This is a genomic window from Vagococcus fessus (assembly GCF_003987565.1).
Lineage (GTDB): Bacteria > Bacillota > Bacilli > Lactobacillales > Vagococcaceae > Vagococcus_D > Vagococcus_D fessus.
In genome coordinates this window covers 721,895-742,914 of record NZ_NGJY01000002.1, presented here as the reverse complement: position 1 = coordinate 742,914, position 21,020 = coordinate 721,895, and the positions used below count along the sequence as shown (strand labels likewise).

Sequence of the window (21,020 nt, the reverse complement as noted above, 5' to 3'; positions counted from 1 at the left end):
TGTTGAGGATCTTCCTCAGCACTGACTCGAACTTATAGGAGGAAATCATATGAATTTGATTATTATGGGGCTACCGGGTGCTGGTAAAGGAACTCAAGCGGAGCGCATTATCGATGCTTATGGCATTCCACATATTTCTACTGGAGATATGTTTAGAGACGCGATGAAGAATGAGACAGCCTTGGGTCTAGAAGCTAAATCCTATATAGATAAAGGAGCATTAGTTCCGGACGAAGTAACAAATGGTATTGTAAGAGATCGTTTGGCAGAATCTGATACTAATTCAGGTTTCTTATTAGATGGTTTCCCGCGTACTATTGAACAAACAAATGCTTTGGAAGAAATTCTGAAAAGTTTAGACAAAAAAATTGATGCTGTTATCAACATTCATGTTGAGCCGGAAGTTCTGATTGAACGTTTGGCAGGGCGCTTTATTTGCCGCGATTGTGGTGCTACTTATCATAAAGTGAATAATGCACCTAAAGTTGAAGGAACATGTGACCGTTGTGGTGGACATAACTTCTACCAACGCGAAGATGATAAACCTGAAACAGTCAAAAATCGTTTATCTGTTAATATAACAGGTAGTCAACCAATTTTAGACTTCTATAATGACAGTAATCTATTGCACACAATCGATGGAAATCGCGAGATTAGTGCTGTCTTTGGAGATGTAAAATCAATCATTGATGGTATCTAATATTCTAAGCTTAGAGAGTATCTATTATTCTTGTGACATAATTGTTTGCTCTAGTCTTAAGATTAGGTCTAAAATCTCTCAGCTAACTTTTAAACAGCTGAAACTTATGCTATAATAATTAGGTTGAGGTGTTTTAGGTGTGAATGATGAATTCCACCGATTCTATCGTGTGAAAATGCGAAACAAGTATAAGGAGGTACTATGTATGGCGAAAGAAGATGTGATTGAAATTGAAGGTACAGTCGTCGAAACTTTGCCGAATGCAATGTTTAAAGTAGAACTTGAGAATGGACATGAGATTTTAGCGCACGTTTCTGGGAAAATCAGAATGCACTATATCCGTATCCTTCCAGGAGATAAAGTGACTGTTGAATTATCACCGTATGATTTAACTCGCGGTCGCATTACTTATCGCTTTAAATAATTGTACTCCGTAAAATTCAAGGAGGTATAATCATGAAAGTAAGACCATCAGTAAAACCAATTTGCGAAAAATGTAAAGTAATTCGTCGTAAGGGACGCGTTATGGTTATTTGCGAAAATCCAAAACATAAACAACGTCAAGGATAATTAGGAGGTGTAGCATAAATGGCTCGTATTGCAGGAGTAGATATCCCTCGTGACAAACGCATCGTTATTTCATTAACATATATCTATGGTATTGGAAAAACAACTGCGCAAAAAGTCTTAGAGACTGCTGGAGTATCTGAAGATATTCGTGTTCGTGAATTAACGAATGATCAATTAGATAAAATCCGTGCAGAAGTGGATAAATTAAAAGTTGAAGGTGACTTACGTCGCGAAACAAACTTAAACATCAAACGTTTGATGGAAATCGGTTCATACCGTGGTATCCGTCACCGTCGTGGTTTACCAACACGTGGACAAAACACGAAAAACAATGCAAGAACTCGTAAAGGCCCAGCTCGTTCTATCGCTGGTAAGAAAAAATAATTTAAAAGTGAAGGAGGTTAGATCTTCATGGTAGCAAAAAAAGTTAGCAGAAAACGCCGTGTGAAAAAGAATATTGAATCTGGAATTGCACATATCCATTCTACTTTCAATAATACAATTGTTATGATCACAGATGTGCATGGAAATGCTATTTCTTGGTCATCAGCTGGAGCTTTAGGTTTCAGAGGTAGTAAAAAATCAACTCCTTTTGCAGCTCAAATGGCAGCAGAAGCAGCAACTAAAGTTGCAATGGAACATGGTTTAAAAACTGTTGATGTAACAGTTAAAGGACCTGGTTCAGGACGTGAAGCAGCTATTCGTTCATTACAAGCAACAGGATTAGAAGTGACAGCAATTCGTGACGTCACTCCAGTTCCGCATAATGGATGCCGCCCTCCAAAACGCCGTCGTGTTTAATGAGAGTCTTTCATTTTGAGTGTGAACTTAAGAACGTCATTGAACAAGACACTTTTCGTTTTGAAAGGGGTATAGATAAGAATGATTGAATTTGAAAAACCAAGAATTACAAAAATTGATGAAGATCGTGATTATGGTAAATTTGTTATCGAACCGCTTGAACGTGGTTATGGTACAACTTTAGGTAACTCACTTCGTCGTATATTATTATCTTCTTTACCAGGTGCAGCAATTACTACCTTACAAATTGAAGGTGTATTACATGAATTTTCTACCATCGATGGTGTTAGAGAAGATGTAACTCAAATCATCTTAAATATTAAAGGTTTAGCATTAAAACTGTATGCTGAAGAAGAAAAATCACTTGAAATTGATATTACAGGACCAGCAAATGTAACAGCAGGCGATATCTTAACAGATAGCGATGTTGAAATCTTGAATAAAGATTTACATATTTGTAGTGTTGCTGAAGGTGCCACTTTCCGTGCGCGTCTTACAGTAAAACCTGGACGTGGATATGTTCAAGCTGATGAAAATAAAAAAGAAGATATGCCTATTGGTGTTCTTCCAGTTGATTCTATCTACACTCCAATTCGTCGTGTTAACTACCAAGTAGAAAATACACGTGTAGGACGTAGAGACGATTTCGACAAATTAACTTTAGACGTTTGGACAGATGGTTCTATTATGCCTCAAGAGGCTATTAGTCTAGCAGCTAAAATTCTTACTGAACATTTAGATATCTTTGTTAACTTAACTGATGAAGCAAAACATGCTGAAATCATGGTTGAGAAAGAAGAAACTCAGAAAGAAAAAATGTTAGAAATGACTATCGAAGAGTTAGACTTGTCTGTACGTTCATACAACTGTTTGAAACGTGCCGGTATTAATACCGTTCAAGAATTAACTGATAAATCTGAACCAGAAATGATCAAAGTTCGTAACCTTGGCCGTAAATCACTTGAAGAAGTTAAAAACAAGCTTCATGATTTAGGATTAGGATTACGTTTGGACGATTAATACTTTCTTAAAAGGAGGGAAACTAACGTGAGTTATCGTAAATTAGGACGCACTAGCAGCCAACGTAAAGCTATGTTGCGTGATTTAACGACTGATTTAATCATCAACGAAAGAATCGTAACGACTGAAGCTCGTGCTAAAGAAGTTCGTTCAACTGCTGAAAAAATGATTACATTAGGTAAACGTGGCGATCTACATGCTCGTCGTCAAGCCGCTGCTTTCGTAAGAAACGAAGTTGCTGATGTTCGTGAAGAGAATGAAGGTATTGTAGTTGAAACTGCATTACAAAAATTATTTAGTGATATCGCACCTCGTTATGCAGAACGTAATGGTGGTTATACTCGTATTTTAAAAACAGAACCACGTCGCGGCGATGCAGCACAAATGGTTGTTTTAGAACTAGTTTAAATTCAATAGCTATACCATCACTTTATAGATGATTCACTTAGAGTGTTATGATGTTGGAAGTTTACTTCCGAGTCTAGCTCGTGGCATCTCCCTAGTTTGACTAGGGAGTATGCACTCATCATAAAGTGTTTTTTTCTACTTATGACTTGTCGTAAGTAGAAAAAAATACTTTATTTTAAATGAAATGAAGTTAAGGGAATCATTTAAATCTGTATATATAAATAAAACGAAGCTTGATTTCTTGAATCAAGGTCCGTTATTTGTTACTGTTATACGTGTTAAAGTATGGTGTGCAGTATGTCAAAAGCTAACCATATATTGTTAGCTTTATTTTTTTATTTATTTTTAGAAATTAGGTTAAGAGAGGTAACGAGATGAAACCAATCATAGAATTAAAAAATGTTTGTTTTAGCTATCAAGAAGAAGAAAACGAAAGTTTAGCTTTAAATAATGTTTCTTTCGATATTTTTGAAGGAGAATGGGTAGCTATTATTGGTCATAATGGTTCTGGAAAATCAACTTTGGCAAAGACAATCAATGGTCTGATATTACCTAATAATGGAGAAGTTATGGTAGGGGAAGTTCCTTTATCTGAAGAATCAGTCTGGGATATTAGAAAACGTGTCGGGATGGTTTTTCAAAATCCTGATAATCAATTTGTAGGTTCAACTGTTGAAGACGATGTTGCATTTGGATTGGAAAATCAAGGAATCCCTCGAGAAGATATGTTAATTAGAGTTTCAGATGCTTTAGATCGAGTTCGTATGTCTGATTTTAAAACTAAAGAACCAGCGCGTTTATCTGGGGGTCAAAAACAACGTGTCGCAATTGCTGGTGTGGTAGCTTTAAGACCAGATGTCATTATTTTAGATGAAGCAACTAGTATGTTAGACCCTAAAGGTAGATTAGAAGTAATTTCTACAATTAAACAATTGAAGGATGAAAAAAATTTAACAGTTATTTCTATAACTCATGATATTGATGAAGCTGCGAATGCTAACAGAGTATTGGTTATGAAAAAAGGTGAGATGATTAAAGAAGGGACTCCGGAAGAAATATTTGCTGCTGGGGATAAATTAGTCGGAATGGGGTTAGATGTTCCATTCCCAGAAAAATTGAAGAAGGAACTTAAAGCTAATGGATTAGAAGTTCCAGTTGAGTATATGACGGATGAAAGGATGGTGGATTGGTTATGGACATCAAGTTTGAAAAAGTAGCTTATACTTACCAACCGTTCACTCCTTTTGAATATAAAGCATTATATGATATTAATTTAGATATTAGTGAAGGCAGTTACACTGCTATAGTTGGTCATACAGGAAGTGGTAAATCTACTTTATTACAGCATCTTAATGCTTTGGTTAAACCTACAGAAGGTCAAGTGGCTATTGGTGATAGGATAATAACTAGCGAAACTAACAATAAGAATTTAAAGCCAATTCGTAAAGAAGTTGGAATAGTCTTTCAGTTTCCAGAAGCTCAATTGTTTGAAGAAACTGTTGCTAAAGATATTTCATTTGGTCCTAAGAACTTTGGTGTGAGTGAAGAGTCGTGTGAGAGTCTTGTAAATGAGGTTCTAGACCTTGTTGGACTTGATGAGTCATACAAGGACAAGTCACCTTTTGAGTTGTCTGGAGGCCAAATGAGACGTGTTGCCATCGCTGGTGTTTTGGCGATGGAACCTTCTGTACTAGTTCTAGATGAGCCTACTGCGGGATTAGATCCTCAAGGTAGGCTTGAGATGCTTGAAATGTTTGATAGGCTACATAAGGAGAAAGGGATTACTATCGTATTAGTGACGCATGTTATGGACGATGTAGTTAATTATGCTGATTATGTTGTTGTTTTGGAAAAAGGGACTGTTGTAAAAAAAGGTGACCCTAAGACAGTCTTCTCTGATGTAGAGTGGCTACGTGAGAAACAATTAGGTGTTCCGACCGCAACGGAATTTGCTTTAAAGTTAAAAGCTAAAGGGTTTCATTTTGATTCGTTACCTTTAACTACAGAGGAATTGGCTGTGGTGTTAAAGAAACAGTTGTCAGAAAGTCAGAAAGTAGGTGACAACTAATGCTTGAAAAATTAATATTTGGTCGTTACATTCCAGGTGATTCGATTATTCATCGTCTTGATCCAAGGGCTAAGCTATTAGCTAGTTTTTATTTTATAGGAATTATTTTTTTATGTAATAATTTCCAAAGCTATGCATTTATGTTGGTCTTTACTTTAGGAATGATTTTATTGTCGAAAGTGAGCATCAAGTTTTTTATTAGAGGTGTTAAACCGTTAATTTGGTTGATTTTATTTACGGTGGTCCTTCAGGTCTTGTTTACAAAAGGTGGTACTGTTTACTTCGAGTTTGGTATTATATCCTTAACAGAATTAGGTTTAAGGAATGGGGCTTTTATTTTTAGTCGTTTTGTGTTGATTATTTTTATGTCAACATTATTGACTCTAACAACAGCGCCACTTGCCTTATCGGATGCAATTGAGTACTTATTGAGACCGTTAAAAGTAGTAAAATTTCCTGCACATGAAGTCTCTTTAATGTTGTCAATTGCTTTAAGATTTGTTCCGACATTGATGGATGAGACCGAGAAAATTATGAATGCACAAAGAGCTCGTGGTGTTGACTTTGGTGAAGGAAATTTAGCACAAAAAATGAAAGCTATAGTTCCACTACTGATTCCTTTGTTTGTAAGCAGTTTTAATCGTGCGGAAGATTTAGCAATTGCTATGGAAGCGCGAGGGTATCAAGGTGGAGAAGGTAGAAGTAAGTATAGACAGTTAAAGTGGTATATGAAAGATACGATGGTGGTTATTGTTTTTGCGCTGGTTACCGTTGCATTAGTCTATTTACGTTACTAATTAGATTATCTAAGCAGCTCTCTTTCAATAGGGGGCTGCTTTTTTAGAGGAGGAAATGATATGCCGAGATATAAAGCAGTGATTGCTTATGATGGCACAGATTATTGTGGGTTTCAAACACAGGATAATGGTAAAACGGTTCAGCAGGAGTTGGAAAAGACGTTAACTAAGTTTAATAATGGTGTTCATGTCCCAATACATGGGTCAGGACGGACAGATTCAGGTGTACATGCTGAAGGACAAGTGATTCATTTTGACATGCCTCAGAAGCGAGATGAAGAGAAATTACGGCATGCGTTTGATACACAGTCACCTGAGGATATTGCGGTTAAATCTGTGGAATTAGTTGATGATGAATTTCATGCGAGGTATCTTGCAAAGGGGAAAACGTATCATTTTTACGTTGATATAGGCCGTCCTCGTAGTCCTTTTTCAAGACGCTATGCGGCTTTTTTCCCGTATGAGTTAGATATTGAAAAAATGAAAAAAGCAGCAGAATTATTACTAGGCGAACATGATTTTTCTGGATTTTGTGCAACTGGAACAGAGATTGAAGATAAAGTAAGAACGATTTATGAAGCGAAGGTAGAACAAGTGAGTGAGACCCAAATTCGTTTTGTATTTTCTGGTAATGGTTTTTTATATAAAATGGTGCGTATTATGGTAGGCACTTTGCTAAAAATTGGTAATAATCGTATGCCAGTTGAGCAAATAACAACGATTATAGACAAAAAAGATCGAAATCTTGCAGGTCCAACGGCTCATCCAGAGGGGTTATATTTGATGGAAGTAAGATATAAATAACAGAATTATTTTCAGTTTATTTTCTTAACTTATTGACAATTAACTAATTAAGCTATATCATGATAGATGGTATTGTTTGCCCCACGATGAGCCCCGGAAACTTATTGTGTCAAACAAAAACAGAACTATAAATTGGAGGAAACAAACGTGCGTACAACATATATGGCCAAAGCTGGCGAAGTAGAACGTAAATGGTACGTAGTGGACGCTACTGATATCCCAATGGGACGCTTATCAGCAGTAGTAGCATCTATTCTACGTGGAAAAAACAAACCAACATTCACACCTCATGTGGATACTGGTGATTTCGTAATCGTAATCAATGCAGACAAAATTAAATTAACAGGGAACAAAGCTTCAGACAAAATGTATTACCGTCACAGCATGTACCCAGGTGGTTTAAAATCAGTTTCAGCTGGTGAATTACGTGATAAAAATTCACGTCGTTTAATCGAAACATCTGTTAAAGGAATGCTACCTAAAAATACTTTAGGTCGTAAACAATTATCTAAATTACACGTGTACGGTGGTTCAGAACATGAACATCAAGCACAACAACCAGAAGTTTTAGATATTACTAACTTAATTTAAGGAGGAAAATTCATTGGCTAAAGTACAATATATCGGCACAGGCCGTCGTAAAAACTCTGTAGCTCGCGTACGTCTAGTACCAGGTACAGGAAAAATCATTATGAATGATAAAGCAATCGAAGAATATATCCCACATGCTGACTTACGCGCTGTCATTAACCAACCTTTCGCTGCAACTGCAACAGAAGGCGCTTATGACGTATTCGTAAATGTTCACGGTGGTGGATATGCAGGACAATCAGGTGCTACTCGTCATGGTATCGCTCGTGCGTTATTAAACGTTGATCCAGATTTCCGTGCTCCATTGAAATCAGCTGGTCTTCTTACTCGTGACTCACGTATGGTTGAACGTAAAAAACCAGGTCTTAAGAAAGCCCGTAAAGCTTCTCAATTCTCAAAACGTTAAGAAACTTTATACAACAAACTTTCGGACGTTTCGCACTATGTTGCGAAACGTCTTTTTTTATTGAAACAGCTAAGTGAGAAAAGAGGAATAATAATGAGCTCAAAAGATAAAATGTTAGAAATTATAAAAAATAAACAATCAGGTGGACGTTCTAAAAAAATGGAAACACCTAAGAATGACCGAAAAAATATGCGTAAAGGTCCGAAAATATATAACAAATAAAAAGTTATCCACTGTGGATAACTTTTTTTATTTTAAAATTTATTAACAAGGAGTCAAGTGGCAATATAAAGTTGTCATTTTTCAAATCGATTTTTTATTGAAAGGCTTGTGAGTTGCTGCTACAATCGTTTGAAAAACGATTATTATTATTTATTAATAATGTTTATAAAGTGTCTTATTAGTTTATGAAAATCATTTTGAGTATAATTAATTTGTAAATAGGAGATGGGGACTTATTTAAAGTTATTATTTTTAATTGTCAAGTAGAGAGGATTTGAGGGTTGAATGAAGGTCAAGCATGAACTTATCACGTATGATACTATTGAAATTCCGATTAAGTGGCTACATTATAGTGCTAATCATAGTACTAGATCGATAGCACCTCATTGGCATAGTTCTTTAGAACTATTTTATATGCGTTCCGGAACTAATCATGAAATTAAGATTGAAGGAGTGACTTATGAGACGTACCCGGGCATGGTATTGGTTGTTAATTCTGCAGAAGTTCACAGTATTGTTCCTAAGTATGATAAGGAGTTGGACGCAATGACATTTGTTATTTCGTATGAGCTTTTAACCTTACTTATTCCTGATTATACTTATAAGCGATTTATTTCGGAACCTTCTGCTTTATTTGGTATGGCTTGTAAAAAAAGTGAGCTGTTATCTGATTGTTTAGAAAGGCTTTATTTTTCAGTAATGGGTGAAGAAAATGAGCTTAAAAAGTTAGAAATTTTAAAAAATACTTATAAATTAATATATCTACTTGTTAAGGATTGGATGGTAGAAGTAGATTCACCGCATTTGGGTTATCAAATACCTGGAAAAGGAGTGAGATTGTATGAAATAGTATCTTATATTGAAAGTCACTATCATGAGGACCTGACAACATCAAGTTTAGCTGAGACATTTAATGTTTCGATTAGTTTTTTACAAAAGCTATTTAAAGAAAATTTAGATATTAGTTTAATGGCATTTGTTAACTCTGTTCGAGTGCAGAAATCTCATCATCTTTTGATTCATACAGATATGCCAATTAGTTTGATTTCTTTTCGAACGGGCTTTCCGAGTGAGAAAGCGTTTAGATTAGCTTTTAAATCAAGGTTTAATGAAACGCCGCACAGATACCGTTCGAAAAACATTAAATAAACACAGGGTTGTTAATAGTTTAATAAAGTTGATAAAAAAGCCTTTTTTAATACATAAAAAGGCTTTTTTTGTTTTTTCAAACTGGTAATCTTAGATTATAAAGCTTATAAATAAGGATAAGCTCATGAATTTATAAGCTATTTATTAGATAGTAATTATCTAACTATTGCTTTAACACGTTAAAGAGAGGGGAGTTCGGGGGTTATAAAATTAATTTTTGATTATTTTAGGAGGTGCAGTTAGTGAAGAAGGTTTGGTCAATTTTAGTTATTTTTATGTTGCTACTACCAAATATTACACCCCTTTTAAGTTTAAATGAGGTGTTTGCTGAAGAAACAAATTCGGAGTTGTTTGTAGTACGTGAAATAGAAATAGCAAGATCAAAAAGTAAAATACTAGAAATCAAGACTACGGCTAAAGATGAGTTGAAATCAACAAAGATTACTCTTGATAATGGAAAATTTAATAATGTCTATAGTGATAGACAATTAAGTGTTCCAATTGTTGAGGGTGTAACTTTAAAAGATAGAGAAATAAAGATTACCCCAGAAGGTAAGTGGGAAGTACTTTATGTTGAATTAGAACAATCTGAAAGCCAAGAAGCGACTGTGAAAATAGAAGGATCGTTAGAAAATGGGACTGTTGGAACAGTAAATCATAAAATGTCACCCATTATTAGTCAAGAAACAGAAACAAGTACTGTAGAGAATCAAAATAGCGGAATTGAAACTTCTGTTGAAGCAGAAGAGAAAATATCAGAGGAAAAGGTAACAGCTGAGTCTGATAAGGTTTCTGAAACATCAGGGATTAAAGGGACGGAAACAGTTACAGTTGAATCGGAATCTAAGAAAGAAAATCGGCCCGTTATTGAAGAGGTGATTCAACCAGTAGAAGCCAGCCAAACCTTTGCTACACCAGTAGTGGAAAGGAATGATGGTTTACAACGCGATATAGCAATTGATGCAATTCACAAGACTGTCGAGTCTGGCAAAAAAGCTTTGTATCGAATGATTCTAAAAACAACAGGCGCACAAATCAATTATAAAGATGCAGTCTTAAAGATTGATTTACCATTATCTTCTTATGCAAGTTTTGATGCCTCGGAGTTAGCTTTGAAAGAGTTAGAGATTGAAGGAATCAGACCTGTTTTTGATTTAAAAGAAAAAACATTAATCTATAACTTCCCTCAATTAAAATCAGGTCGTACGTATGAACGTATTATTGAAATCGATACTCATAATGGAATTATTCCAAATGGAACCGATATGGAAATAGTAGGGGTTCTTAGTATGTCTAATGCTTCGTCATTAGAAGATAGTTCGATTGTAACAATCGATTCATCTATATCAAGTTCAATTACTAAAGAGTTTAAAAAGGCAACTTTAAGTGGTAACGAGGTTCCCCCGTTAATTGGCAGTGAAACTGAATGGTTGATAAAAGTGAATATACCAAAGAAAAATCTAGGTCAAATGTATCTACAACCGGGTTCTGATATTGTAGTAGAAGATGAATTACCGGCAGGCTTGACTTATAAGGAAATGGTAGATGGTCCAGCGGGTACAAAACCTACAAGTTTAGCAGGTGGTAAAATAAAGTGGGTATTCAAGGCTCCTTCTATAGAGGAACAAGCAGATGTGAGGAATGGTGGAGCGCTATTTAATAAAAATCTAAGAGTTATTTTGAAAGTTGAAAATGATAAAAAATGGATAGATAAGACACTAACAAATAAGGCTAGTGTAGGAGCTACATTTATTGATGGAATAGCATTGAGTCCAGCAGCTAAAACAAGTAATAGCATTAAAATTACAGAATCAGTACCGTCTACTGGGGATATTAAAGGTACAGTTATAGTAATGGGACACCATGGTCCAAAAGATGGGAAAAATGGAATAGCTCCTAAAAAACAATTAGATGCTAATCCTAGTGTATATGATGATGCAAGCTTAGCCTTCGCGCACAATATAACATCGTTTAAATATGGAGCGGCTCATGATCTAAAAGAGTTCATTGTTGATTATGATATAGATCCAAATTTAATTCTAAAGGGCGTAAAAACGCCAGGTGGGACGTGGTACAAAGGAACTACGAATGAGCAAGTAGCTAAAGAGATTCCAATAGTTCCAACACCCAAATATAATATAGTGCTTACCTATAAGGACCTGAAAACAAATGCTTTAAAAACTGTTGTCAAAGAAAATCCAGAACAGAATGTTTGGTTGTTTAGGTCAGACTTAGGGTTATCAGAAAATCAACAGATTACCAAACTTAGCTTTGTCTTTACTGGTACTATTCCTTCTCAATTGAATTCAGGTACATCAATAGCCTACCGTTTTGATGTAAAAAAAGGTTATACGGGTGTGGTTGAAAATAAAGTAAATATGAGAGGACAGTCTACTTATAATAAAAAAACAAACGGCTACAAAAAAGATAGTTATTTTCCTTTTAATTATAGAGAAGAAGTTTCACAACTTTATACCGGTAAAACTAATATATCAGGGGATCGTCATGCGACAATAATTCCACGTCCTAAAAGTATTGCACCAGTTGTTGAGGTGGGTGTTAATCTAATGCAACAGGAAGGAAATATTGTTGAACCAGGTCAAAATAAAATGCGCATGATTTTTAAAACTAATAAAAGTTCGATTGCGAAAGTAAATAAACCTGTGGAAACTGTAGCTTTGTTACCGATAGGTGTCACTGTGAATAAGGAACCTAACGCTCTATTTTATGGTAACCGTAACAATCTAGTTGATGGAAAATATGAATTGGTAAGTGATAATTATAATAATAGTGGTCGTCAATTAGTAAAAGTTACGTGGCCTGAAGAGAGAATGGATATAGGTGGAAATTTCCAAGCGTTTTTAAATGTGAATATTGACAAAAATGCACCGAGCACATTACTTTTCGATGTGTATGGTTTTTCAGGAGATGCCTCGTTAAAAGTACCTACAGTTAGTGGAGAGAGCTTAACAAATACAGTTCTTCAAACTGATGCAGATGATTTAAATGGTGATGGTAAAAAAGGGGATCAACCTCGTGTCAAATCAGGTAACTCATATTCAATGATTGGAAAATATGATATTCAAACAGAAAAATTTGTAAAAGGGCCTGAGGAAGACTGGTCTAAGATGGCTAAGACTGTACCAGGTGGTAATGTTGACTATAAATTACATATGACAAACACAACTGGAAAAGATTTATCGTCTATGACATTGATTGATGTTTTACCATCAGTAGGTGATTTAGGTATTACGGATAATATTGCTCGAGGATCTCATTTTAGTTTAAAACTTAATGGGCCAATCCTATTACCTACAGAGTGGCAAAATAAAGTCTCTGTTTATTATAGTGAGGCAACGACTCCTAACCGTGATGATTTAATGCGTCAGACTAATTACCCTGAGTATACACCTAAGTTAACGAATCCAACTGGGTCTCAAAATCCAAATTGGAAGAAACAAAGTGATATTAAAGATTGGAGCAAAATTAATTCCTTCAAGATTGAATTATTACCGAATAAAACTTGGATTAAAGGTGTTAATATGGATGTTTTATTCTCTATGACAGCACCGACACAAGACGAAGTATCTAATAGAACACTTTTAGATAGCAAAATTGAGCCTATGGAAAGAGCGGCGTATAACTCGTTTGCTGTTGCGACAGATGAGGGTCAACCTGTTGAACCTCTACGAGTAGGTGTTTATATGAATTATGATATAAAAGAACCGGTCGTTGAAAAAACAGTCAATGGTAGCAAGAATCCGTTAGAGCTTAAAAATAGAGATGAAGAATTTACATGGGAAGTAGATTATGATTTTGGGAATTATTCAGGTGAATGGGATAAGGTTCAATTATCAGATCAACTCAATAAAGTATTGACGATTAAAGATGTGAAGGTTGTAAATAAAAAAAATCAAGATGTGACGGCGAATGGTAAGTTGACAGTCGATCACAAAACGAACTTGGTGCGATTTGATTTGAATAAGAAGAATAGCAATTTTTCTTACTTAGCAAATGACACTTATCGTTTGATTATTAAATCAACGATTTCAAAAGATGCAACAGATGAACAATTACTACCATTTATTAAAAAAGGTGGTGTCCCTAATCAAGCTGAATTAATCCTTAATGATAAGCCAAAACCATCTAATGAAGTGAAGGTTATTCCACCATTAGTTAAAGGTAACTTAGTAATCACAAAAATATCAGATGAGTTGGGTGAAGAGGGGCAAACCATTCATTTAGCAGGAGCTGAATTTGAAGTGAAGACTAAGGATGGTAAATCAGTAGGGAAACTTGTTACCAATGCAAAAGGGGAGGCGAAATTAGCTGACTTGGCATTAGGTAGCTATCAATTGATTGAAACGAAAGCTCCATCAGGTTATAAGATTTTAAGTAAACCTATTAATTTTGAAATTACAGAAAAAGAAACAAATATTAAGTTAACAGTTAAAAATACTAAGAATAAAACTTATTTACCTAATACAGGTGGCATGGGGACGTTAGTATTTTATGCCGTTGGTGGTTTATTAATGGTAGGTAGTCTTTATATGGTAACAACTAAAAAGAAAAGAGGAGTGAAGTAAATGAAACTTAAAGGTAAATTAATGGGATTATTCCTTGCTATTAACTTTGTAGCAGCGATTATTTTCCCAACATTAGCACAAGCTTATGAGGTAAAAGGTGATGCTGCAGAACCTAAAGTAACGATTACGAAATATGAACAAGAAGGTAAAGATTCAGGTAAAGAAGTTAAAGCTATTCCTTTAGCTGGTGTAACGTATGAGTTAACGATGACCCACAAATACAATGAAGAAAAAGATTCATGGGAAGAATTTAAAGGCGATAAAAAATTATCTGGCATAACAAACGATAAAGGCGAAGTTGTTTTAACTAAAACTGAGGGCCTAGAATTAGGGCGTTATGAAGTAAAAGAAGTGTCTGCACCAGATCATGTTATTCGTGACGAACGCACGTACACAATTGATGTACCAATGACAAACGAAGCAGGAACAGAGCTTAATTATGATGTTAAATTATTCCCTAAAAATGAAATTATCCGTGGGGATGCAACGCTAACTAAAGTTGGTGAAGATGGAAAAGTGTTAGTAGGCGTTGAATTTGATTTATATAATTCAAAAGATGAAAAAATTAAAACATTAACAACGAATGAAGAAGGTCAAATTAAAGTTACAGGATTAGCACAAGGTACGTATTATTTCGTTGAATCTAAAACATTAGAAGGTTTAGTGTTAAATAATGAAAGAATTATGTTTGAAGTAGAAAAAGGCAAACAAAATACAGTAAGCTGGAAAGCTATTGATGGTTTTGTAGATGAAAAAGGTCAAGTAACAAACTACAAAGTTCCAACAATTAAAAAAGATGTAGAAGATATAAAAGAATATGAAGTTGATCGTAGTAAAGAATACGTTTATAACTTAACAATTGGTGTTCCTAAAGATATTACTAAGTATAAAACGTTAGGTGTAACAGATACATTAGACGATCGTTTAACTTATGCAGGTACTTGGAGTGTAAAAGGGACTGAGAAAGAAAATATTGACTTTAAACAAGAAGGTCAAACATTAGTATGGTCAGTTAAAGATTTTTCTAATTTAACACCAAACTCAGATATCGTTATTACATTTGCGTCAACAATTAAACCAGATGCAAAATTAGCTCCAGATGAAACAGGTATTCCAAATACAGCTAGTTTAACATTTGATAATAAAAAAGGTGGTTTTTCAGATCCAACAACACCACCAACAACACCACCAGTAACAGTAACGCCTAAAGAAGGTGGTATTAAAGTAGTTAAGGTTGATAAATCAGATAAATCAGTTAAATTAGCAGGTGCAGAATTTAAATTAACAACAGATAAAGAAGGAAAAAATGTTGTTGATGCAAAAGGAACAATTATTAATGTTAATGATGCAGCGCATGATGGTGTATTAGCTAACTTAGTGACTAGTGATAAAGGTGAAATCAAAATTACTGGTCTAACACCAGGTGTTTATTACTTGCATGAAACAAAAGCACCTACCTATAAAACTGAAGATGGTGAAGTTAAATCATACCGTCTATTAACAAAACCAGTTGAAGTCACAGTTGTGGATAAAGTAATGGATAAAGAAGTAACAGTTGAAAACTCAAAATCAGGTTGGCACTTACCAACAACAGGCGGAATGGGAACAATCCTATTTACAGCTTCAGGTTTAGGGTTAATGTTAGTGGCAATGGTAATGGTAACAAGACGTAAAAAAGAAACAAATTAATCAAGATAAAAGAATTCTAATCAGCTAGCTGATTAGAATTCTTTTAATTTATCTAAGGCAGGTAATAACGTGAAAAAGAAACTATTAATTATTGGAGTATTTGTATGTGGTTTTCTTATTTTTAGCTACCCTTTTTTAGCGAATTATGTGTCGACAACGACTCATATTAAAGAGGTAAAGACATATGATAAGAGCGTCGAGTTACTTACCTCTAAGAAGAAAAAAGACTTAACAGAGGAAGCCGAACGCTATAATCAGAAAGTAAAAGATGAAAGAATAGACTTTGTTGACCCGTTTGAAAAAAAGCCTACGAAAACTAAAAATAAAAGTTATTACGATGCACTTAATATAGGTGAGGTTATGGCGACGCTAGAGATTCCTAAAATTGAGATGACGTTGCCGATTTACCATGGCACATCGGAAGAAGTATTGAGTAGAGGTGTCGGACATATGGAAAATTCAGCCTTACCAATTGGTGGGAAAGGGACGCATAGTGTTTTGACTGGACATCGTGGGTTGCCATCAGCTAAATTATTTAGAGATTTAGATAAGTTGAAAAAAGGTGATGAATTTTTCATTCATGTGTTAGATAAAACCTATGCCTATGAGGTTACAACAGAGCGAATTGTTTTACCTGATGAGACAGAGTGGTTAATTCAAGAGCCGGATAAAGAACAGGTCACTTTATTAACATGTGAACCTTATATGATTAATACTCATCGACTTTTAGTGACAGGTGAGAGAGTTCCTTATGAAAAAGGAGCCCCTGAAGTAAAAGTAAGTAGATATGATACTAAGAAGCTAATGTATATAAAATGGGGTATTGTATCAGCTATTTTAATAGGTATTATCAGTGGCCTCTATATTGTCATAAGGTATTTAAAACAGAAACGTCGAGGTAACTAAGTATGACTAAAAAAGTAATAATAGCGCTGATTTTTTTATCAGGTTTGGTACTTTTATTATTTCCACATGGAGTAAGGACTTATTATACTTATGAAAATAATAAAATGTTTAAAGAATTTAAAGCTGAAACAAGTGAGTTATTTAAACCTGAGTCTAAATCTAAGCTAGAAGAAGTTAAGCGTAAAATGGAGACGTATGATATAGAATTAAAGAAAGCTGGAATGGAAATCACAGACCCCTTCGAAGAGAATAAAGAGAATTTGAAGAGTTTAAAAGAAATTTTAAACCTAGATGAAGGTGAAGCTTTTGGAATGGTGGAAATTCCTAAGTTAAATTTAGTTGTTCCCTTATATTTAAGTGTATCAGATGAGGCGTTGTATGAAGGGGTTGGCCATGTCGGAGGTTCCTCACTTCCGATAGGTGGAAAAAGTACGCATACGGTTATAGCAGGTCATAGAGGGTCTTGGACACAAGAAATTTTTCAACACGTTGATAAATTAGAAAATGGTGACCTGTTTTATATTCATACGCGAGCTAAACTATTAACATATCGAGTGATAGGAAAAGTTATCATTCATCCTTCTAATACAGAGATGCTAGAAATACAAACAGGAAAAGATTTAGCAACACTCATTACATGTCACCCATACGGCTCAAATGCACAACGTCTATTAATTCAAGGTGAACGTGTTCAAGATTAAAAAGTTATGCAGTGTTAATTGTGAGTAAATAAGTTTAAATAAAGAGTTATCCACCGAAAAACAGATAGTTATCCACAAAAATGTGGATAACTATCTGTTTTTTAGTGGATAAGTAGGTGGAAAGGTTAAAATAGTAGCTTGTGGATAACTTTTTAGAGAATGATTAAATTTTGGTCTATCACTAGTCAGCGTGAGCTATTGCGTGATAGAATATACAAGACGTTTGATAAGGAAAGGAACTGTTATTGTGAATAAAACTAAAATTATGGCTGATTTGCCAAACATGAAATTATTATTTGATGAACCGTTGTCTAATTATACGTTTACTAAAACGGGTGGACCGGCAGATGTACTTGCTTTTCCTAAAAATACATCTGAAGTAAAAGAAATGGTTGAGTATTGTAATCGAGAAGCTATCCCATTCATGGTACTTGGAAATGCGAGTAATTTAATTGTGCGTGAAAAAGGGATTGCTGGTGTTGTACTGATGTTAGCTGATATGGCTGAAATGTCTATTGAGGGGACAGAGCTTGTTGTTGAAGCAGGTGCGAAATTAGTTGAAACAGCTAAATTTGCTTTTGACCACACTTTAACTGGTTTAGAATTTGCTTGTGGTATTCCTGGAAGTATTGGTGGAGCGATTTATATGAACGCAGGGGCTTACGAAGGTGAAGTTGCTGATGTTGTTAAATCAGTAGATGTTGTCTGGGAAGATGGAACATTTGAAACATTAGATAATGAAGCACTTAATTTTTCATATCGTCACAGTAAGTTACAAGAAAAATCTGGAGTTGTTATTTCAGTTCGTTTTGCGTTAGCTGAGGGGGATAAAGAAGTTATCGGTGCACATATGGCTAAACTAACTGAATTAAGAGAATCGAAACAACCGTTAGAATACCCATCATGTGGAAGTGTTTTTAAACGTCCAGATGGTCATTATACAGGAGCGCTTATTCAAAAGGCTGAGCTACAAGGGTTGAAATGGGGCGGTGCTCAAATTTCGACAAAACATGCTGGCTTTATTGTTAATATTGATAATGCGACGGCGACAGATTATGTTGAGTTAATTAAGCATATTCAAAAAGTTATTTTAGAAAAATTTGATGTTGTGTTAGAAACAGAAGTTAGAATTATAGGAAGACAATAAAAAATGCTCGCCATCGGCGAGCATTTTTTAATTGTTACGACTTTCAGGCGACAAGCTTGTCGCCTGAAAAAGAGCTTTAACAATTAAAGGTGTGATAATAACAGCGGCTATAATTTCAGGTATACCATTTGTAAGAACGGCTAACCCTAGAACAGACATTAACTGGCTCGGTGTTGTTGAAAAATGTTCAGCTACAGGGCCTGTATATAATACGCCCATCAAGCTTAAAACAAGAACAGTATTAGTAAGCGTTCCACCTATAGCTGCAATAATTGTTGGCAGATAGAGAGTCTTTATTTTTTTGTAGAGTACTGTAAAAAGTAGACCTGCTACAAGACCGACCAAGATACGCGGTAAAATGGATACAATTGGATTGATAAATACAATAGGATCAATAGCAGAACTAGGCATTGTCCAAGCTCTGATGAAGGTTGTTAGTCCCCAAACAAATCCGATAAACATGCCATCTTTTGTACCGAGGGTGACTGCGGCAACAATAACCGTAATATGGACGATGGTTAAACTAATCATTCCAAGTGGAATAAAGCCTAGAAAAGGAACCATTCCTTGGATAAAAATTAATGCTGTTAAAATCGCACGTATGGTTAAGCGATAGGTTTTATTACGTCTATTTTTCATAAAATCTCCTTATCATAAAAAACTGAACTTAAAATCATTGTTTATATCATAAGGAGATGAGCCCTTAAAGTCAAGTAAGAAATTAGCTATTTAATAACACTAGGTAACGACCGGTCATTCGACCTTCTAGAAGGTCACTGAACGCTTCTGGTAGATCGTTTAGCGTTAATTCTGATTTGATATATTGTGATAGGTTATCGGGCTTCATATCAGTTCCTAGACGGTTCCAGATATAAAGACGTTTTTCTGAAGAAATATTAACAGAATCTATTCCTAATAAATTAACCCCTCTTAAAATGTAAGGAAGGACAGTTGAATTAAAACTAATACCACCTGCATTGCCACAAAGTGAGATACTACCACCGTATGAGATTTGAGGTAAGATGTGTTCTAATTGGCTACCGCCAACAGTATCGATAACGTAATCAAAATTTTGAGCCATAAGTGGTTTAGCAGGTTTCGCGTTGAACTCTTGAGCAGAAAGAACAGTTGTCACACCTAATTGTTTAAAGTAATCATGTGCCGTCTCGCTTTTACGAGTAAGTGCTGTGATATTGGTGTATCCCAGTTTAACCAAGATACCGATAGCAAGGCTGCCAACGCCGCCACTAGCACCTGTTACTAAAATACGAGAATTAGGTTTTTGACGTAAACCTTGGCGTTCAATCGCATTCACTGAAAGTGCGGCTGTTAAACCAGCTGTACCGAGTGCCATACTTTCTTTTTCTGTTAAGCCATTAGGTAAAGCAGTCAACCAGTCGCTAGGTACTCTGGCATAGTCGGCATAACCGCCACTGTGAGCGACTCCTAGACCATAACCTGTGACAATGACTGTTTCACCTGTACGGTATTGTGAGTCACCAGGTTCAACGATAGTTCCCACTAAATCAATTCCAGGAATAATAGGATAGTTGTGAATAACACCTGATTTTTTTTGTGTAGCTAAGGCATCTTTGTAGTTTACACTTGAATAGGCTACTTTAAGTAAAACATCCCCAGTTGAAAGTGAATCAGTAGAGATGGATTTAACAGTTGTCGCAATACGTGAATCGTCTTGTTCTTCTAAAATTAAGGCGTTGAATGTAGTCAAAATTAATTCCTCCTTCGGATAATAACTCATCTATCTATTAGTATAGGAAAGATTCCGCTAAAAAGCGATTAAAAAGTGAGAAAATAGGCTTGAAGTTTGAGAATTTCGCTTGTATACTTACTTATACTTTGTAAACTAAAAGTTTAGAAATACTACACATTTGAAATGGAGGATACCATGGAGATAGGCAGTAAGATTAAAAATCTACGTATTCAAAAGAATTTAACTCAAGAAGAACTCGGTGAACGAACTGATTTGACGAAAGGCTATATTAGTCAATTAGAGCGGGACCTTAGTTCGCCTTCAATGGATTCTTTTTTTAATTTATTAGAAGTTTTAGGGACAACCCCTCAAGAGTTTTTTAATGAGGAATCTCATGAGCAAAAAGTCGTATATGATGAAACGGAACGCACAATCTATTATGATGAAGATAAGAAGTATCAAGTAGAGTGGTTGGTGCCGGAATCGAATGAGAACGAAATGGAACCTATTTTTTTATCGTTAGAGGAGAAAGGTGAGTTTAAAGAGTTTGGTCCGTCATTATCTGATACCTTTGCTTATGTCATGGAAGGTGAAGTTTGTGTGGAGTTAGGACTTCGGCGCTATTTTGCAAAAGCAGGCGAGGCTATTTATTATCAAGCGACAGAGACGCATCAAATAAAAAATCAATTTAATGGTAAGAGCAAATTGTTGCTGGTTGCCACGGAATCCTATTTATAACAGTTA

General features: G+C 35.2%; 23 protein-coding genes. 21 read left to right on the top strand and 2 right to left on the bottom strand.

Going from position 1 to position 21,020, the window contains the following annotated elements:
• The first annotated feature begins 49 nt into the window (after positions 1-49).
• The 20 genes from CBF31_RS07810 to murB all read left to right on the top strand — a co-directional run bounded on the left by CBF31_RS07810 (position 50) and on the right by murB (position 18,565).
• Positions 50-700 carry an adenylate kinase gene (locus tag CBF31_RS07810; RefSeq protein WP_126831821.1) on the top strand — a complete coding sequence of 217 codons (651 nt, stop codon included), beginning with the start codon at positions 50-52 and terminating at the stop codon, positions 698-700.
• 205 nt (positions 701-905) lie between these two features.
• The gene (gene infA / locus CBF31_RS07805) at positions 906-1,124 is read left to right on the top strand and encodes a translation initiation factor IF-1 (protein ID WP_126779078.1); all 219 of its coding nucleotides are present in this window, start codon (positions 906-908) and stop codon (positions 1,122-1,124) included.
• 32 nt (positions 1,125-1,156) lie between these two features.
• Positions 1,157-1,270, top strand: a complete 114-nt coding sequence (gene rpmJ / locus CBF31_RS07800; protein ID WP_009488082.1) for a 50S ribosomal protein L36 — start codon at positions 1,157-1,159, stop codon at positions 1,268-1,270.
• Positions 1,271-1,288: 18 nt separating this feature from the next.
• The gene (gene rpsM, locus CBF31_RS07795) at positions 1,289-1,654 is read left to right on the top strand and encodes a 30S ribosomal protein S13 (RefSeq protein ID WP_126831820.1); all 366 of its coding nucleotides are present in this window, start codon (positions 1,289-1,291) and stop codon (positions 1,652-1,654) included.
• A 27-nt stretch (positions 1,655-1,681) separates the two neighbouring features.
• Positions 1,682-2,071 carry a 30S ribosomal protein S11 gene (gene rpsK, locus CBF31_RS07790; protein WP_126831819.1) on the top strand — a complete coding sequence of 130 codons (390 nt, stop codon included), beginning with the start codon at positions 1,682-1,684 and terminating at the stop codon, positions 2,069-2,071.
• 81 nt (positions 2,072-2,152) lie between these two features.
• A complete protein-coding gene (locus tag CBF31_RS07785; RefSeq protein WP_126831818.1) occupies positions 2,153-3,091 on the top strand; it encodes a DNA-directed RNA polymerase subunit alpha in 939 nt (312 codons plus the stop codon).
• A 27-nt stretch (positions 3,092-3,118) separates the two neighbouring features.
• On the top strand, positions 3,119-3,499 hold the full coding sequence (gene rplQ, locus CBF31_RS07780; RefSeq protein WP_126831817.1) for a 50S ribosomal protein L17: 381 nt from the start codon (positions 3,119-3,121) through the stop codon (positions 3,497-3,499).
• A 374-nt stretch (positions 3,500-3,873) separates the two neighbouring features.
• Complete coding sequence (locus tag CBF31_RS07775; protein WP_126831816.1) at positions 3,874-4,716, top strand: energy-coupling factor ABC transporter ATP-binding protein; 843 nt, start codon at positions 3,874-3,876, stop codon at positions 4,714-4,716.
• A complete protein-coding gene (locus CBF31_RS07770; RefSeq protein ID WP_126831815.1) occupies positions 4,692-5,567 on the top strand; it encodes an energy-coupling factor ABC transporter ATP-binding protein in 876 nt (291 codons plus the stop codon). Before CBF31_RS07775 ends, CBF31_RS07770 begins: the two co-directional genes overlap by 25 nt.
• Entirely contained in the window at positions 5,567-6,364 is a 798-nt protein-coding gene (locus CBF31_RS07765; protein WP_126831814.1) for an energy-coupling factor transporter transmembrane component T family protein, read from the top strand. Before CBF31_RS07770 ends, CBF31_RS07765 begins: the two co-directional genes overlap by 1 nt.
• 60 nt (positions 6,365-6,424) lie before the next feature.
• Positions 6,425-7,168: a tRNA pseudouridine(38-40) synthase TruA gene (gene truA, locus CBF31_RS07760; protein ID WP_126831813.1), complete on the top strand. Its 744-nt coding sequence runs from the start codon at positions 6,425-6,427 to the stop codon at positions 7,166-7,168.
• A 162-nt stretch (positions 7,169-7,330) separates the two neighbouring features.
• A complete protein-coding gene (gene rplM, locus CBF31_RS07755; RefSeq protein WP_302470558.1) occupies positions 7,331-7,759 on the top strand; it encodes a 50S ribosomal protein L13 in 429 nt (142 codons plus the stop codon).
• A gap of 13 nt (positions 7,760-7,772) precedes the next feature.
• Positions 7,773-8,165, top strand: a complete 393-nt coding sequence (gene rpsI / locus CBF31_RS07750; RefSeq protein WP_126831811.1) for a 30S ribosomal protein S9 — start codon at positions 7,773-7,775, stop codon at positions 8,163-8,165.
• Between the two features lie 93 nt (positions 8,166-8,258).
• Positions 8,259-8,387: a hypothetical protein gene (locus CBF31_RS11260; RefSeq protein WP_281272811.1), complete on the top strand. Its 129-nt coding sequence runs from the start codon at positions 8,259-8,261 to the stop codon at positions 8,385-8,387.
• Positions 8,388-8,672: 285 nt separating this feature from the next.
• Positions 8,673-9,536 (top strand): helix-turn-helix domain-containing protein, encoded by an 864-nt coding sequence (locus CBF31_RS07745; RefSeq protein WP_126831810.1) that lies wholly within the window; start codon positions 8,673-8,675, stop codon positions 9,534-9,536.
• Between the two features lie 242 nt (positions 9,537-9,778).
• Positions 9,779-14,122: a SpaA isopeptide-forming pilin-related protein gene (locus tag CBF31_RS07740; protein WP_126831809.1), complete on the top strand. Its 4,344-nt coding sequence runs from the start codon at positions 9,779-9,781 to the stop codon at positions 14,120-14,122.
• Positions 14,123-15,811 (top strand): SpaH/EbpB family LPXTG-anchored major pilin, encoded by a 1,689-nt coding sequence (locus CBF31_RS07735; RefSeq protein WP_126831939.1) that lies wholly within the window; start codon positions 14,123-14,125, stop codon positions 15,809-15,811.
• 69 nt (positions 15,812-15,880) lie between these two features.
• A complete protein-coding gene (locus CBF31_RS07730) occupies positions 15,881-16,717 on the top strand; it encodes a class C sortase (protein ID WP_126831808.1) in 837 nt (278 codons plus the stop codon).
• A gap of 2 nt (positions 16,718-16,719) precedes the next feature.
• The gene (locus CBF31_RS07725; RefSeq protein WP_126831807.1) at positions 16,720-17,418 is read left to right on the top strand and encodes a class C sortase; all 699 of its coding nucleotides are present in this window, start codon (positions 16,720-16,722) and stop codon (positions 17,416-17,418) included.
• 247 nt (positions 17,419-17,665) lie between these two features.
• Entirely contained in the window at positions 17,666-18,565 is a 900-nt protein-coding gene (gene murB / locus CBF31_RS07720) for a UDP-N-acetylmuramate dehydrogenase (RefSeq protein ID WP_126831806.1), read from the top strand.
• Between the two features lie 27 nt (positions 18,566-18,592).
• Here murB and CBF31_RS07715 read toward each other — a convergent pair whose 3' ends face one another.
• Both CBF31_RS07715 and CBF31_RS07710 read right to left on the bottom strand, forming a co-directional pair.
• Entirely contained in the window at positions 18,593-19,204 is a 612-nt protein-coding gene (locus CBF31_RS07715; RefSeq protein ID WP_126831805.1) for an ECF transporter S component, read from the bottom strand.
• 82 nt (positions 19,205-19,286) lie between these two features.
• The gene (locus tag CBF31_RS07710; RefSeq protein ID WP_126831804.1) at positions 19,287-20,294 is read right to left on the bottom strand and encodes an acrylyl-CoA reductase family protein; all 1,008 of its coding nucleotides are present in this window, start codon (positions 20,292-20,294) and stop codon (positions 19,287-19,289) included.
• 177 nt (positions 20,295-20,471) lie between these two features.
• Between CBF31_RS07710 and CBF31_RS07705 the strand changes: the two genes are divergently transcribed.
• Positions 20,472-21,014, top strand: coding sequence for a helix-turn-helix domain-containing protein (locus CBF31_RS07705; protein WP_126831803.1), 543 nt, complete (start codon positions 20,472-20,474; stop codon positions 21,012-21,014).
• The last annotated feature ends 6 nt before the right edge of the window (positions 21,015-21,020 follow it).